The organism is Litorisediminivivens sp. KMU-197, from assembly GCF_056858395.1.
This window is the reverse complement of sequence record NZ_JBXEQG010000014.1, coordinates 39,252-53,800: the sequence shown is the minus strand read 5'-3', so window position 1 is coordinate 53,800 and position 14,549 is coordinate 39,252. Positions and strand designations below refer to the sequence as shown.

Here is a 14,549-nt window from a genome sequence, read left to right as displayed (position 1 = left end):
TGGGCCGGCTAATTGCCAGCCCTTATTGTTGTCTAATCGGCCCCCGTCTTGCCGTGAAACACAGCGAAGTTGTGCGGCGGCACACCGGGTTCGTCGACCGGGCCGAGTGTGGTCCGCGGATCGGCGGCCGCAAGCCCGCGCGCGGTGCCTTTGCGTGGGATCTCGAGCGGGCCCAAGGTGTTGAGATAAGCGTCGGTGCCGCTGGCGCGGTCGTAGACGCTGAAGTTGGCCTCGCGGTCACGGAAGCTTTTGAGCACCTGACCCAGGCCCTTCATCCCGGTCTCGCGTTGGCGGCGGACCTGATCGAGGTCGATCTCGATCGGAAACATGTCCTCCTGCCCTGCCGACTGGTGCAGCACCGTGGCCGAGGGATCGACCACAAGCGACCGCCCTACCCCGCCGGAGCCCAGACCGTTGACGTCGAAGACGTAGCACTGGAACTGCGCCGCGGTGGCCCGCGCGATGGCAAGCTCGGCGTCGCGATCGGTGGTGCCTGTCAGGACCGGGTGCAACAGCACCTCGACGCCCTGCGAGGTCAGCTGGCGCGTGGTTTCCGGGAACCAGATGTCATAGCAGATCGACAGGCCGAAACGGCCGACGTCCGGAATGTCGAAGACGCAGAATTCGGTGCCTGCGCTGATCCCGGCCTCGTAGGGGCGGAACGGGAACATCTTGGAGTATTTCTTGACGATCTCGCCCTCGGGGTTGATCACCACCGAGGTGTTGAAGATCCGGCCGTCCGGCATCTTTTCGAACATCGAGCCGGGTATCAGCCAGATGCCGTGACGGCGGGCGTCGTCCTGAAACTGCGACAGCGTGTCGTTGGGGAACGGCTGCGCGAAACGGTCCAGCGGACCGAACGGCGCCAGTTCGGAAAACATCACCATCTGGGTCCAGGGAAACCGCGCCATCACCACGTCGATCCGTTGGCGCATGCCTTCGACGTTCGAATGAAGCGCGCCCACGTGCATCTGGATGCCGGCAATCGCAAAGGGAGTCATCTTACGGGTATCTCCTGAGGCGGGGCACTGCTCTGATCGGCCGCCGCCCTCTTGTTATCTGTAAAGCGGCACACATTGCATCAGCGCACCACCATGACCGGCCGGTCCGCATGGCGCACCACGCGGTCGGCGTTCGACCCCACGAGCAGGGTCATGAATTCGTCGGGCGGGTGCGAGGCGACGACGATCACGTCGGCATCCACATCCCGCGCGGCGGAGAGGATATGCTCGGCGACGTGACCATGGCCGACATGGGCCACTGCCTTGGCGTCTCCGGGCAGGTTGTCTTCGATGAACGTGTCCAGATCGTCCTTCATCTTTTGGAGCGCCTTCGTCTCGAAGTCTGCTGGCAGATAGGTCGAGACATAGGCCGCGCCAAGGTCATGCACGATACCGAGCACATGCAGCGTACCATTATTGCCGCAGAGTTTTTGCGCAATCGGCAGAGCCTTGGACCACGAAGAAGGGTGATTGAGGTCGATGGGCAGCAGGACGTTGTCGAACATCTGGTTTCTCCTCAGGCCGTTACCGGCTCTGGCTCGGCCCGGCGGCGTTGCAGGACCACCACCAGAGCCAGCAGCAAGAGCGCCGGGATGAACATCCAGTATTTCGAAGGCTGTTGGGCAGGCACCTGCACCGCGTCGATGGTCTGATCCCAATCGAGACCGGCTTCCGCCGCCGGGGACCCGAAGGCCACGTTGTCGATGATAACATCGTCGCCTGTTATGATCTCAAGCCCCGCAGCCGCCATCCGCTCTTCTCCGGTCTCGCCCGCAGGCACTGGCAGGAGCGCGGTGAACGTCACCGGGTCGCCCACCGCGTTAAGGCCCGAGATGGTCAGGCGGACATCTTCGCCGACCGGCGTGTCGGCCATGGCCTGTTCGATCTGCGCCGGCGGCACGTTCTCGAACGGGTCGACCACCATGTCCATCCAGAACCCGGGCCGGAACAGCGAAAAGGCGATCAGCAGCAGCAGCACCGTTTCCCAGATCTTGTTGCGTGCCAGGAACCAGCCCTGCGTCGCCGCGGCGAAGAGCAGCATCGCTATGGTTGCGGTTATGAAGACGAATATGCCCTGAAGCCACGTCACCTCGATCAACAAGAGATCGGTGTTGAAAATGAAGAGAAACGGCAAGGCCGCCGTGCGCAGGCTGTAGAAGAATGCCACCACCCCGGTTCTGATTGGGTCACCACCCGACACGGCGGCGGCCGCGAAACTGGCCAGGCCGACCGGTGGCGTCACGTCGGCCATGATCCCGAAGTAGAACACGAAGAGGTGCACCGCGATCAGCGGCACGATCAGCCCGTTCTGCTGGCCCAGCGTCACGATCACCGGCGCAAGCAGCGCCGAGACAACGATGTAGTTGGCCGTAGTCGGCAGACCCATCCCGAGGATCAGCGACAGGATCGCCGTCAGCACGAGGATCGCCATGATATTGCCACCTGACAATACCTCGACCACATCCGCCAGCGCCGAGCCCACGCCGGTCTGGCTGACCGATCCCACGATGATGCCTGCCGTCGCCGTGGCGATGCCGATGCCGATCATGTTGCGGGCGCCCGCTTCCAAGCCCTCGATCAGCTCGCCGACGCCGCGCTTGATCGCGCCGCCGAAGTCGCCTTCGCCACGGAACATCGCCTCGATCGGACGTTGCGTCACGAGGATGAAGATCATGAAGGCCGCCGCCCAGAAGGCTGACAGGCCGGGCGACAGGCGGTCCACCATCAGCGCCCAGACCAGCACCACCACCGGCAGCAAGAAGTGCAGGCCCGACCGGATGGTCGGCCCCGGCAGCGGCAGCTTGGTGACCGGCGCGTTGGGATCCTCCATTTTCAAGCGCTTCTCTTTCGACGAGACCCAGAGCAAGCCCACGTAGACCGCCACCAGCAGCACGAAGATGATGTAGCCGGCGGTTTCAGGAAAGGCAGGGCGGATCCAGCCCATACCGTAGTAAACCGCGAAGCTCAGCGCGCAGATCACCGCGATGGTGAAGGCAAGCGACAGCAGCCAGGCCACCAGCGGTTTCGGCTCATAGGCGCGCGGCAGGCCCTGAAGGTTGGCCTTCATCGCCTCGAGATGGACGATATAGACCAGCGCGATGTAGGAAATCACCGCCGGCACGAAGGCGTGTTTCACCACGTCGAAATAGGGAATGCCGACATATTCCACCATCAGGAAGGCCGCGGCGCCCATCACCGGCGGCATGATCTGGCCGTTGACGGAACTCGCCACCTCGACCGCGCCGGATTTCTCTGAACTGAAGCCCACCCGTTTCATCAGCGGAATGGTGAATGTCCCTGTCGTCACCACGTTGGCAATGGATGAGCCCGAGATCAGCCCGGTCATCGCCGAGCTCACGACAGCCGCCTTCGCCGGTCCGCCGCGCATGTGGCCCATCAGCGAAAACGCGACCTGGATGAAGTAGTTGCCCGCGCCCGCCTTATCCAGAAGCGAGCCGAACAGCACGAACAGGAACACGAACGAGGTCGAGACGCCCAACGCGATGCCGAAGACGCCTTCGGTGGTGATCCACTGGTGGTTCACGACTTCCGAAAGCGAATTGCCCTTGTGCGCAATGATGGACGGCATAAGCGGGCCGAGGAAGGTATAGGCCAAGAACACGGTGGACACGATCATCAGCGCGGGTCCAAGCGCCCGGCGCGTGGCCTCGAGCAGAATCAGCAGGCCGATTACCGCGACCACGAAGTCCTGCAGGATCGGGGCGCCGACCCGCGTGGCGATCTGGTCGTAGTAGACATAGAGATAGAGCGATGACAGCGCTCCGATGATGGCCAGCGCCCACTCCCATGGCGGCACCCTGTCCTTGGGCGAGCCCAACAAGATGGCGGCTACGATGGCGATCCCTATCAGGGGTATCCACCAGATTGGCGTGTCGTCCTTGGCGCCGTAGATGAACAGAGCGCAAAGCAGGATGGGCACACCGATGGCCAGCACCATCTGCACGGTCGTCCTTGCCGACGGATAAGCGGCATAGGCAAGAAACAGGGCGAAAGCCAAATGGAAGGACCGCGCCTCGGTGTCATTGAAAACGCCCCAGTTTATAATGAAGGGCAAAGGGCTGGCGATCCAGAGTTGAAACAGCGACCAGACGATAGCTGTGATCATTATCAGGCGCGATATGGCGGCAGATGGCGACCGCCCCCCGGTATCGGACGAGGCGACGAGCTCGTCCAGTTCGGCCTGACTGAGCCCCCCATGACCTGCCGCCGTGTTCTCGACCGCGGCCGCTTCGAACTGGTTCCTGTCGTCTGTCATGAGGTCACCCATTTACTGTAGGACGGTTCCGAGCCCGCCCCGTCAGGGAGGAGGCACCCCCGCATTGCAGGCGGAGGCGCGTTTGTCAGAAGGCTGCGCGGATCATTCGATCCAACCGCGCTCCTTGTAGTATTGCTCGGCGCCTGGATGCAGCGGCGCTGAGAGACCGGCCGAGATCATGTCCTCTTCCGCAAGGTTCTCGAACGCCGGGTGCAGCCCCTTGAAGCGATCGAAGTTGTCGAACACGGCCTTCACGACAGTGTAGACCACATCGTCCGGCACGTCCGCCGAGGTCACAAAGGTCGCACGGACACCAAAGGTTTCGACGTCTTCGTCGTTGCCCTTGTAGAGCCCGCCGGGAATGGTCGCCTTGGCGTAATAGGGGTTCTCATCGACCAGTTTGTCGATCGCATCGCCCGTCACGTTCACCAGCTTGGCGTCGACGGTCGAGGTCGCTTCCTGAATCGAGCCGTTGGGGTGGCCGACGGTATAGACGATGGCGTCGACCTTGTTGTCACCCAGCGCCGCCGACTGCTCGGCCGGCTTGAGTTCCGAGGCCAGCGCGAAGTCTTCGGTCGACTTGCCCATGGCGTTCAGCACCACTTCCATCGTACCCCGCTGGCCGGAGCCGGGGTTGCCGATGTTGACGCGCTTGCCGAACAGATCATCGAAATTGGAAATCTCGCTGTCGGCACGGGCCACGACGGTGAATGGCTCGGGGTGAACCGAGAATACCGCACGCAGATTCTCGAAGGCGTCGCCTTCGAACTGCGATGAGCCGTTGAAGGCGTGATACTGCCAGTCGGACTGGGCCACGCCCATGTCCATGTCCCCGGCCTTGATGGCGTTGATATTGGCAATCGAACCACCGGTCGAAGGCGCGGTGCACTTGAGGTTGTGCTCCGAGGTCCCGCGATTCACCAGACGGCAGATCGACTGGCCGACCACGAAGTAAACGCCGGTCTGACCGCCGGTGCCGATGGTGATGAAACGTTCCTGCGCGGAGGCAACCGATGCTGATACCGATAGAGTCGCGGCAAGTGCCACCTTAGTTAACTTGTTCATTTGTCTCCCTTTCTTGCGCTTGGTTCTTACATGCGGCAAAGCGCTGCCGGTTTTTACGTTAACAGGTTGTCACCGTTGCGCAACTCCACCGGAGCTGCGACAACAAAACACTTGATTTTCAGGACCTGCGATTGCGCCCCGCCTAAAAGGTCGGCGGCGTGCAGGCACTGACTATGACGCACCTCTCGCCGCCAAGGTTGCGGAAGCGGTGCGGAATGCGGCTGTCGAAGAGGTAACTGTCGCCGGGGTTGAGCACCCGGATATGATCGCCGACGGTGATCTCGATGATGCCCTCGATCACCACGCCGGCCTCTTCGCCCTCGTGCGTCAGCATGTCTGGGCCGGTATCGGCGCCCGGCGGATAGACCTCGTGCAGCATTTGCAAGGAATGGCGCGAGGCATTGCCCACCTGCCGCAGCGACACCCGGCTGGCGCCGTCACCCATACCCATGTCCTGTGGCGACAGCTCGACCAGCTCGTCGGCCGTGTAGAAATACTTCGGAACGCCCTCGGCTTCGACCTCGGAAAAGAACTGCGACATGGTCATGGGGATCGCGTCGACAAGGCTTTTCAGGGAAGCGACAGAGGGGCTCGACTTGTTTTGCTCGATCAGCGAGATCGCGGCGCTGGTCAGCCCTGCCCGTGCGGCCAGATCGCGTTGGGACATGCCCTGCGCTTCCCGTATCGCCCTGAGCCGACTGCCGATATCCATTCGCGATTCTCCGTCCTGACCCGTCAATTAAAGTTGTCAGGCCGCGCAGGCCTTCGTCAAGGGGAATTCAGGCGATTGATTTCAAACGTATTATTTCTCAGAAACGCGGAAATTGACAACTAAACTAGACATGCGATAAACATATTTATCACGCCAAACCGTTCTGGGGAGACCCGTCATGACTGCCACCAAGAAGCCCGCGAAGCCGCGGACCCGCACCGCCAAAGCCAAGACTGCCGCAAAACCGGCGTCGAAGTCCGGCGCCAAACCGTCGCAGGCCGAGAAGGTCACGACCAGCGCGCTGGAAACCGTCGGCGTTGCCGCCACAGGCTCCAACGCCGACCTGCTGGCCCGGCGCGAAGCTGCCGTGCCGCGCGGGGTTGCCTCTGCCGCGCCGATTTTTGCATCCTATGCCGAAAACGCCGAGCTTTGGGACGTTGAAGGCAATCGCTTCATCGACTTCGCCGGTGGCATCGCGGTTCTGAACACCGGACATCGCCATGCTGGCGTGGTTGCCGCCGCGAAGGCGCAGGAAGATCGCTACACCCACACCTCGTTTCAGGTCGTCCCCTACGAGCCCTATGTGGCGCTGGCCGAGAAGCTGAACGAACTGGCCCCGGGCGACTTCGCCAAGAAGACCCTGCTGGTCACCACCGGCGCCGAGGCGGTGGAAAACGCCGTCAAGATCGCCCGCGCCCATACCGGCCGCCCCGGCGTGATCTGCTTCAACGGCTCCTATCATGGCCGCACCCTGCTGACGCTGGGCATGACCGGCAAGATCAGCCCCTACAAGAAGGACGTCGGCCCCTTCCCGTCCGACATATTCCGCGCGCCCTTCCCTGACGCCCGCCAGGGCATCACCGTCGAAGACAGCCTGAAAGCGCTGGAGATGCTGTTCCTGACCGACGCGCAGCCTGACCGCGTCGCCGCCATCATCCTCGAGCCCGTGCTCGGCGAGGGCGGCTATCACCCTGTCCCGGCCGAGATGTTTCAGGCGCTCCGCGCCATCTGCGACAAGCACGGCATCCTTTTGATCTCCGACGAAATCCAAGCCGGTTTTGCCCGCACCGGCACCTGGTTCGCCATCGAGCATTCCGGCGTCGCACCTGACCTCATCACCTGCGCCAAATCGATGGCCGGCGGTTATCCGGTGGCTGGCGTGATCGGCCGCGCCGAGGTGATGGATTCGCTCGCGCCCGGCGGGCTGGGCGGCACCTATGGCGGCAATCCGGTGGCTTGTGCCGCAGCGCTGGCGGCGATCGAAGCCATTGAGGCGGAGGGCCTGCTGGCCCGCTCCAGCGCCATTGGTGAAACCATGCGCACCCGCTTCGCCGACATGGGCGCCCGTGTGACTCCGTTCCGCATGTGGGACATCCGCGGCCTCGGCGCGATGCTGGCAGTCGAGTTCGTGACCGACTTCGACACGGCCACCCCGGATGCGACCTTCACCAAGTCGGTGATCGGCCACGCGATGAAACGCGGGCTGATCCTGCTGGCCTGCGGCATGCACGGCAACGCGGTGCGGATAATGGTGCCGATCACGGCATCGGACGCGATCATCGACGAAGGCATGGCGATCTTCGAAGCCGCGCTGGCCGACGCTGTGGCCGACGAGCAGCGTCTCGCCGCTGAATAAGACAAAACGGGCGCGGGGTATTCTCCGCGCCCTTTGCTCTTCTGCCGTCCGCCACCTAAACTGGTTCGCGTCGCTGCCGTCCCTGATGCAGGAGATCCCCCAATGTCGCACATATTTCCGCGCCACTGCCGCTCGCAACCGCCCGTCGCGGTTGGGGGCGATGGCTGTTATTTGATCGATAGCTCCGGCAAAAGCTATCTGGACGCCTCAGGCGGGGCTGCGGTGTCCTGCCTCGGGCATTCGGACGATGCGGTTCGCAAGGCGATCAAGGATCAGGTCGACACGCTGGCCTATGCCCACACAGGTTTCTTGACTTCGAAACCCGCGGAGGCGTTGGCAGACCTGCTGGTGAAACATGCCCCGGGTGATATAGACCGGGTATATCTGGTCTCGGGTGGTTCGGAGGCCACCGAGGCCGCGATCAAGCTGGCCCGTCAATACTGGGTCGAAAAGGGCGAACCGAAGCGCGGCCGTCTCATCGCCCGCAAGCAGAGCTACCACGGCAATACCATCGGCGCACTGTCGGCCGGTGGCAACGAATGGCGCCGAGCCCAGTTCGGCCCTTTGCTGCTGGACGTCAGCCACATTGACCCTTGCTATGACTATCGCCTTCGCCGCGCGGACGAAACGCCCGAGGAATATGGCCTTCGCGCCGCCCAGGCGCTCGAGGACGAGTTGCTGCGTGTCGGCCCCGAGACCGTCATGGCCTTCATGGCCGAGCCGGTGGTCGGAGCGACGGCCGGCGCCCTGCCCCCTGCCCCGGGTTACTTCAAACGCATTCGCGAGATTTGCGATCAATACGGCATCCTGCTGATCCTTGACGAGGTGATGTGCGGCATGGGCCGGACCGGCAGCCTGTTCGCCTGCGAACAAGACGGTGTCGCACCCGACATCCTCTGCATCGCCAAAGGCCTGGGCGCGGGCTATCAGCCCATAGGCGCGATGCTTTGTACCGCCGAGATATACAAGGCCATCGAAGCTGGCAGCGGGTTTTTTCAGCATGGTCACACCTACATCGGTCACCCCACCGCTGCGGCCTGCGGCCATGCAGTTGTCAGCGCGATTCTCGACCGGGACCTGGTGACGCGGGTTCAGGTTCAGGGCGACAAGCTGGCGGCGAAGCTGGACGAGGTCTTTGGCCAGCACCCGCACGTGGGCGACCTGCGCGGGCGCGGGCTGTTCCGCGGCATCGAACTGGTCGCCGACCGCGCCAGCAAGGAGCCCTTCGATCCGGCCAAAGGCGTCGCCGCCAAGATCAAGAAGGCAGCGTTCGAGGCCGGTCTGATCTGCTATCCGATGTCCGGCACCATCGATGGGCGCAAGGGCGACCATATCTTGCTTGCGCCGCCCTTCATCATAGAGGATGAGCAACTGGACGAGCTTACGACCAAGCTCTCTGGCGCGATCGATGCGGTGATCTGAAATTGGGCTCTCATGAGGCGATGTCCGGCTTCCTTCCTCTTCTGCCGTCCGATTGGCCGCCAGCCATATCCGATATGCGCTCGGGTTTCGCCGGCGGGTTGAACGTTTATCGCGTCATTGCGCATCATCCGCAGCTTCTGCGCGCTTGGGCGCCGCTGCGCGACCACGTGGTCAATGGCACGGCCCTCGGCCCGCAGTCGTCCGAGATCGCGATCCTGCGCACCGGGCATCGGCTCGGGTCGTCCTATGAATGGGCACAGCATGTACAGCGCGCGCGGGCGCGGGGGTTGTCGGACGTGCGGATCAGCGCGGTGGCCGGGCCGATCGCCACGATGACACCGGCGGATGCCGTGGTGTCGAAAGCGGTCGACGACCTGTTCGATGGCAACGCTCTGTCTTTCGCATCCGCCGAGGCGCTGGAGCGAGACTTCGGCAAGGCTGGCGTGCTCGACCTTGTTGCCACCGTGGGGTTCTACTGCGTGCTGGGATGGGTCCTAAATTCATTCGATGTGCCGCTGGACGACGACATTTCCAAGGCGTTGCAGGCGCAACCCCTCGACCCGGACCGCACCTGAATACATATGCTGAAACAAGAGGTTGATAATGCTGAAACCCGTGACCGGTCTGAAAGACCTGCTGAACGACACCGCCCTGCTGAAGACGCAAGGCTATCTTGCCGGCCAGTGGACCGACGGCGAGGACGGCACCACCTTTGCCGTCACCAACCCGGCGCGCGGTGATGCGATTGCCGAGGTCGCCGACCTGAGCCGCGCGCAGACCGCGAAGGCCATCGACGCCGCCTATACCGCGCAAAAGGAATGGGCGAAGTGGACCGGCAAGGAGCGCTCGGCGGTTCTGCGCAAGTGGTTCGACCTGATGGTGGAGCACGCCGACGATCTCGCCACCATCCTGACCGCCGAGCAGGGCAAGCCCCGCGCCGAGGCGAAGGGCGAGATTATGTACGGTGCGTCCTTCATCGAATGGTTCGCCGAAGAGGCCAAGCGCGTCTATGGCGAGACCATTCCCGGCCACCAGCGCGACAAGCGCATCACCGTCATCAAGCAACCCATCGGTGTCGCGGCCTCGATCACGCCGTGGAACTTCCCCAACGCGATGATCACCCGCAAGGTCGGGCCCGCGCTGGCCGCCGGCTGCGCCTTCGTTGCCCGTCCTGCCGCCGAGACCCCGCTGTCGGCGCTGGCCTTGGGTGAACTGGCCGAGCGCGCCGGCATTCCGAAGGGCGTGCTGTCGATCATCCCCTCGTCGCGCTCGTCCGAGATCGGCAAGGAATTCTGTGAGAACCCCAAGGTCCGCAAGCTGACCTTTACCGGCTCGACCGAGGTCGGCCGCATCCTGCTGAAACAGGCCGCCGACCAGGTGATGAAGTGCTCGATGGAGCTGGGTGGCAACGCGCCATTCATCGTCTTCGACGACGCCGATCTGGATGCGGCGGTCGAGGGCGCGATGATCTCGAAATACCGCAACAACGGGCAGACCTGCGTCTGCGCCAACCGGCTTTACGTGCAGGCCGGCGTCTATGACGCCTTCGCCGAGAAGCTGAAGGCCAAGGTCGAGGCGATGGAGGTAGGCGACGGGCTGACCGGCGCGCCGCAACTCGGGCCGCTGATCAACGAGGATGCGGTGAAAAAGGTCGAGGAACACATCGCTGACGCCAAGTCCAAGGGCGGCGAGGTGATCTCGGGCGGTGCGCGGCACGAGATGGGCGGCACGTTCTTCCAGCCGACCATTGTCACCGGCGCCACCCGCGACATGGATTTTGCCACTGACGAGACCTTTGGGCCGCTGGCGCCGCTGTTCAAGTTTGAGACCGTGGAAGAGGTGATCGAACTGGCCAACGACACAATCTTCGGCCTCGCCTCCTATTTCTATGCCAAGGACCTGAGCCGTGTGACGCAGGTGCAGGAAGCGCTGGAATACGGCATGGTCGGTGTGAACACCGGGCTGATCTCGACCGAGGTCGCGCCGTTCGGGGGCGTCAAGCAATCCGGGCTGGGCCGCGAGGGCAGTCATCATGGCATGGATGAATTCATGGAGATGAAATACATCTGCACCTCGGTGTGAGGCCAAGGGACCTTCGCCCAGCCTGCGCGTGATGTCAGGCTGGGGGACAGCCCCCAAACCCCGGCGCGTTTGAGCATTGAAAAGTCCTGTCGCCGGGTTTCCGTAAAGTCATCCTCTGCGCTCCGACCTCTTGTGGACGGCGCGGGGGGTGCAGACTATGTAAGACATGTTTTTTGGCAGCGTTCGCGCGGCAGAGATGGTCTCTCTTACATCCTGGAGGAGGCATACAGTTGATCGAAACGACGCAGGACGAGCCTGGGGCCGTGACGGAGCAGGCGCTTTATGCCTGCCCGACCTGCGATACGTTGCATTCCGAGCCGAACGTGCCGGACAATACCACGGCGCTCTGCCGTCGCTGCGGGCGGGTGTTAGCCGCCCCGCGCGAGAACGCGGTGGTGCGGGTCCTCGCCCTGGCGATGACCTCGACCATCCTCATGGTGGGGGCGATATTCTTTCCGTTCATCGACCTGTCGGCCGGTGGGCTTTATAACAAGGCCTCGATCCTTGACGCGGTGATGGTGTTTTCATCCGGGCTGATGCTGCCGCTGGCGGTGGTTGTGGCGCTGCTGATCGTACTGATCCCTGTGACGCGGCTGGCGGCGGTGATCTACACGCTCTGGCCGTTGATGTGGGGCCGTGCGCCCTTTGCCCATGCCCGCACCGCGTTCCGCATCGCCGAGCGCCTGCGCCCCTGGTCGATGGCCGAGATATTCGTCGTCGGCGTGGCCGTCGCGCTGGTCAAGGTCGGCGGGTTGGCGACACTCAATCTTGGCCCCGCCTTCTTCGCGCTGGTCGGGCTGGTCATCGTAACAACGTTTCAGGACACCACCATGTGCCGGTACACGATATGGAAATCGCTGGACACCCAGGCGCGCTGAGCACAGCGCGAGATGCAGGGCTGGTGGGCTGTCCCACCTGCGGGCTGGTGCATGCGCCTGACGCGCCGGAATGCCTTCGCTGCGGCAGCGCGCTGGCGCCGGGCGGCCGGCGGTCGCTGAACGCGGTCTGGGCCTGGCTTATCGCTGGCATTGTTGTCTACATCCCAGCCAATCTCTACCCGATGCTGCGTACGTCGACCTTGCTGGACAGCAGCGAGGCCACCATCGTCGGCGGCGCCATCGAATTGCTGAGCTATGGCAATTATGGCGTGGCCTTCATCGTTTTCTTTGCAAGTATCGTGATCCCGGTTGGCAAGTTCGTGGCCATCGCCTATCTGGCGCTCAGCCTGCGGCCAGCGGCGCGGGCGCAGATACACCAGCGGCACCGGCTCTACGAGGTGGTGGAATTCATCGGCCGCTGGTCGATGATCGACGTATTCGTGGTGGCGATCCTCTCGGCCCTTGTCCAACTGGGTTCGGTCGCTACCATCAACCCCGGAATTGCCGCCGTCAGCTTCCTGTTGTCGGTGGCGTTCACCATGCTGGCGGCCATGAGCTTCGATCCGAAGCTGATCTGGGACGCCGATGAGGAGCCGCAATGACCAAACCGACCCCTGCCGACCCCGTCGTGCGCCCGGCGCGCGGCGCGACCCGGTCGCGCCTGTCGCTGGTCTGGCTGGTGCCGCTGATCGCGGTTGTCGTCTCGCTGGGCATCGCCTGGCAAAGCTATGCCCAGCGCGGCGCCCTTATCGAGATCGCGTTCGAAAGCGCCTCGGGGGTTGCCCCGGACAAAACCGAATTGCGGTATCGTGACGTGACCGTGGGCCTGGTTGAGACCGTACGCTTTTCGCGCGACCTGTCGCAGGTGATCGTGGGGGTCCGTGTCGACAACACCTTGGCGGCTTTTCTCGATAATGATGCACAATTCTGGGTGGTTCGGCCGGAGGTCTCGGCGCAGGGTATCAGCGGGCTGAACACGGTGCTTTCTGGCGTCTATATCGAGGGCCAGTGGGATTCCGAGGCCGGCTCACAGCGAAGCCGGTTCACCGGTTTGGACCGCGCGCCAGTTAGCAGCGGCGAGGGCACGGCGATCCGACTGACCGCGCGTGACGGCAATTCGATCGTCGCAGGCGCGCCGATCCTCTATCGCGGCATCCCGGTCGGTGCGGTCGAGGCCCCGGTCCTGTCTGAGACAGACAACCGCGTGGTCATCAACGGTTTCATCAATGCGCCCTACGACCGGATCGTGACCGAGGACACCCGTTTCTGGGATATCTCGGGCGTTTCGCTATCGTTGAACTCGGCCGGGGTATCACTGAACTTTTCCTCGCTGGCCTCACTGGTGCAGGGCGGCATCAGCTTCGACACTTTGGTGGCTGGCGGCGAGGCGATCGGGGAAGACCATACTTTCCCGCTCTATACCGACGAAGAGGCCGCGCGTGCCAGCCTGCTGAACGATCCGACGGCAGAGCGGCTGCGGGTGATGGCAATCTTCGATGGCGCTGTGGGCGGGCTGTCCGAGGGTGCGGCGGTGCGCTTCGGCGGCATTCCGGTTGGCGAGGTCGATGATGTCACGATGATTGCCGCCGATGTCGGAGCGCGAAAGGTAGTGCAATTGCAGGCGGTGCTATCAATCTTGCCCGCCCGACTGGGACTGGGCGAAGAGGCGAGCGCCGAGGAGGCCATGGACCTCTTGCGCAATCAGGTCGAGGGCGGCATGCGGGTACGTCTGTCGACCGCCAGCATGTTGTCCAGCGAGCTTGTAGTGGATCTGGCACAGGTCGAAGACGCCGAAGAAGCTACCATCGTGACAGAGCCTGATCGCCTTCCGCTGCTGCCGACGGTCGAGCCGGACCTGGCCGACCTGAACGCAACCGCCGAAGGTGTCTTCAAGCGCATCAACAACCTGCCGGTCGAGGAATTACTGGCTTCAGTGCAGGGGCTGATCGACTCGGCCAACGCTCTCATATCCTCCGAGGACACGCGCGCCATCGCCCCTGGCATCAACGCAACGCTGGCCGACATTCGCGGCCTAGGACCGGAGCTGACCGACACCCTGGCAGAAATTCGTGGGCTTGAGCCCGAAGTCACGAAGACACTGGCCGAGCTTCGCGGTCTGGCACCGGAATTGAATGACACGCTTGACGCCGCCGAAGACACCTTGGCCTCGTACCGGCAGATCGCCACCGGTTTTCAGGACAGCGGCGCGACCGAGAACGTGAACAACGTCTTCGCATCTGCATCCTCCGCCGCTGATGCGGTGGAACGTGCCGCCGCCGAGCTGCCCAAGTTGACGACGCGGTTGCAATCCCTAGCGACCCGCACCGAAGGCGTCCTGCAAAGCTACGACGACAGTTCACGCCTGATCAACGGCGCACTGACGACCCTGCGCGATGTGTCGGAGGCTGCCGACGCGCTGCGCAGCCTCGCCCGAACCATCCAGCGCAATCCCAACTCCTTGCTGATAGGCCGATGA

General features: G+C 63.3%; 12 protein-coding genes. 7 read left to right on the top strand and 5 right to left on the bottom strand.

The features are described 5' to 3' along the window. Nucleotides 1-32: 32 nt before the first annotated feature. The 5 genes from AC04PT_RS18800 to AC04PT_RS18780 form a co-directional block, all read right to left on the bottom strand. Nucleotides 33-1,001 (bottom strand): carbon-nitrogen hydrolase family protein, encoded by a 969-nt coding sequence (locus AC04PT_RS18800; RefSeq protein ID WP_482875325.1) that lies wholly within the window; start codon nt 999-1,001, stop codon nt 33-35. Nucleotides 1,002-1,081: 80 nt separating this feature from the next. Further along, the gene (locus tag AC04PT_RS18795; RefSeq protein WP_482875324.1) at nt 1,082-1,507 is read right to left on the bottom strand and encodes a universal stress protein; all 426 of its coding nucleotides are present in this window, start codon (nt 1,505-1,507) and stop codon (nt 1,082-1,084) included. Nucleotides 1,508-1,518: 11 nt separating this feature from the next. Beyond that, nucleotides 1,519-4,278, bottom strand: a complete 2,760-nt coding sequence (locus tag AC04PT_RS18790) for a TRAP transporter permease (protein ID WP_482875323.1) — start codon at nt 4,276-4,278, stop codon at nt 1,519-1,521. 102 nt (nt 4,279-4,380) lie between these two features. Beyond that, nucleotides 4,381-5,343 (bottom strand): TAXI family TRAP transporter solute-binding subunit, encoded by a 963-nt coding sequence (locus AC04PT_RS18785; protein WP_482875322.1) that lies wholly within the window; start codon nt 5,341-5,343, stop codon nt 4,381-4,383. A gap of 142 nt (nt 5,344-5,485) precedes the next feature. After that, nucleotides 5,486-6,055, bottom strand: coding sequence for a cupin domain-containing protein (locus AC04PT_RS18780; protein ID WP_482875321.1), 570 nt, complete (start codon nt 6,053-6,055; stop codon nt 5,486-5,488). Nucleotides 6,056-6,233: 178 nt separating this feature from the next. On the opposite strand from AC04PT_RS18780, the gene gabT reads away from it, so the two are divergent. The 7 genes from gabT to AC04PT_RS18745 all read left to right on the top strand — a co-directional run bounded on the left by gabT (nt 6,234) and on the right by AC04PT_RS18745 (nt 14,549). Continuing rightward, on the top strand, nt 6,234-7,691 hold the full coding sequence (gene gabT, locus AC04PT_RS18775) for a 4-aminobutyrate--2-oxoglutarate transaminase (protein WP_482875320.1): 1,458 nt from the start codon (nt 6,234-6,236) through the stop codon (nt 7,689-7,691). Between the two features lie 102 nt (nt 7,692-7,793). Further along, complete coding sequence (locus AC04PT_RS18770) at nt 7,794-9,113, top strand: aspartate aminotransferase family protein (protein ID WP_482875319.1); 1,320 nt, start codon at nt 7,794-7,796, stop codon at nt 9,111-9,113. Between the two features lie 74 nt (nt 9,114-9,187). Then, nucleotides 9,188-9,688: a carboxymuconolactone decarboxylase family protein gene (locus AC04PT_RS18765; RefSeq protein WP_482875318.1), complete on the top strand. Its 501-nt coding sequence runs from the start codon at nt 9,188-9,190 to the stop codon at nt 9,686-9,688. Between the two features lie 28 nt (nt 9,689-9,716). Beyond that, nucleotides 9,717-11,195 (top strand): NAD-dependent succinate-semialdehyde dehydrogenase, encoded by a 1,479-nt coding sequence (locus AC04PT_RS18760; RefSeq protein ID WP_482875317.1) that lies wholly within the window; start codon nt 9,717-9,719, stop codon nt 11,193-11,195. Between the two features lie 230 nt (nt 11,196-11,425). Continuing rightward, complete coding sequence (locus AC04PT_RS18755) at nt 11,426-12,073, top strand: paraquat-inducible protein A (protein ID WP_482875316.1); 648 nt, start codon at nt 11,426-11,428, stop codon at nt 12,071-12,073. After that, nucleotides 12,043-12,675 carry a paraquat-inducible protein A gene (locus tag AC04PT_RS18750; protein WP_482875315.1) on the top strand — a complete coding sequence of 211 codons (633 nt, stop codon included), beginning with the start codon at nt 12,043-12,045 and terminating at the stop codon, nt 12,673-12,675. Before AC04PT_RS18755 ends, AC04PT_RS18750 begins: the two co-directional genes overlap by 31 nt. Beyond that, a complete protein-coding gene (locus AC04PT_RS18745) occupies nt 12,672-14,549 on the top strand; it encodes a PqiB family protein (RefSeq protein ID WP_482875314.1) in 1,878 nt (625 codons plus the stop codon). The genes AC04PT_RS18750 and AC04PT_RS18745 overlap by 4 nt, the downstream gene beginning before the upstream one ends.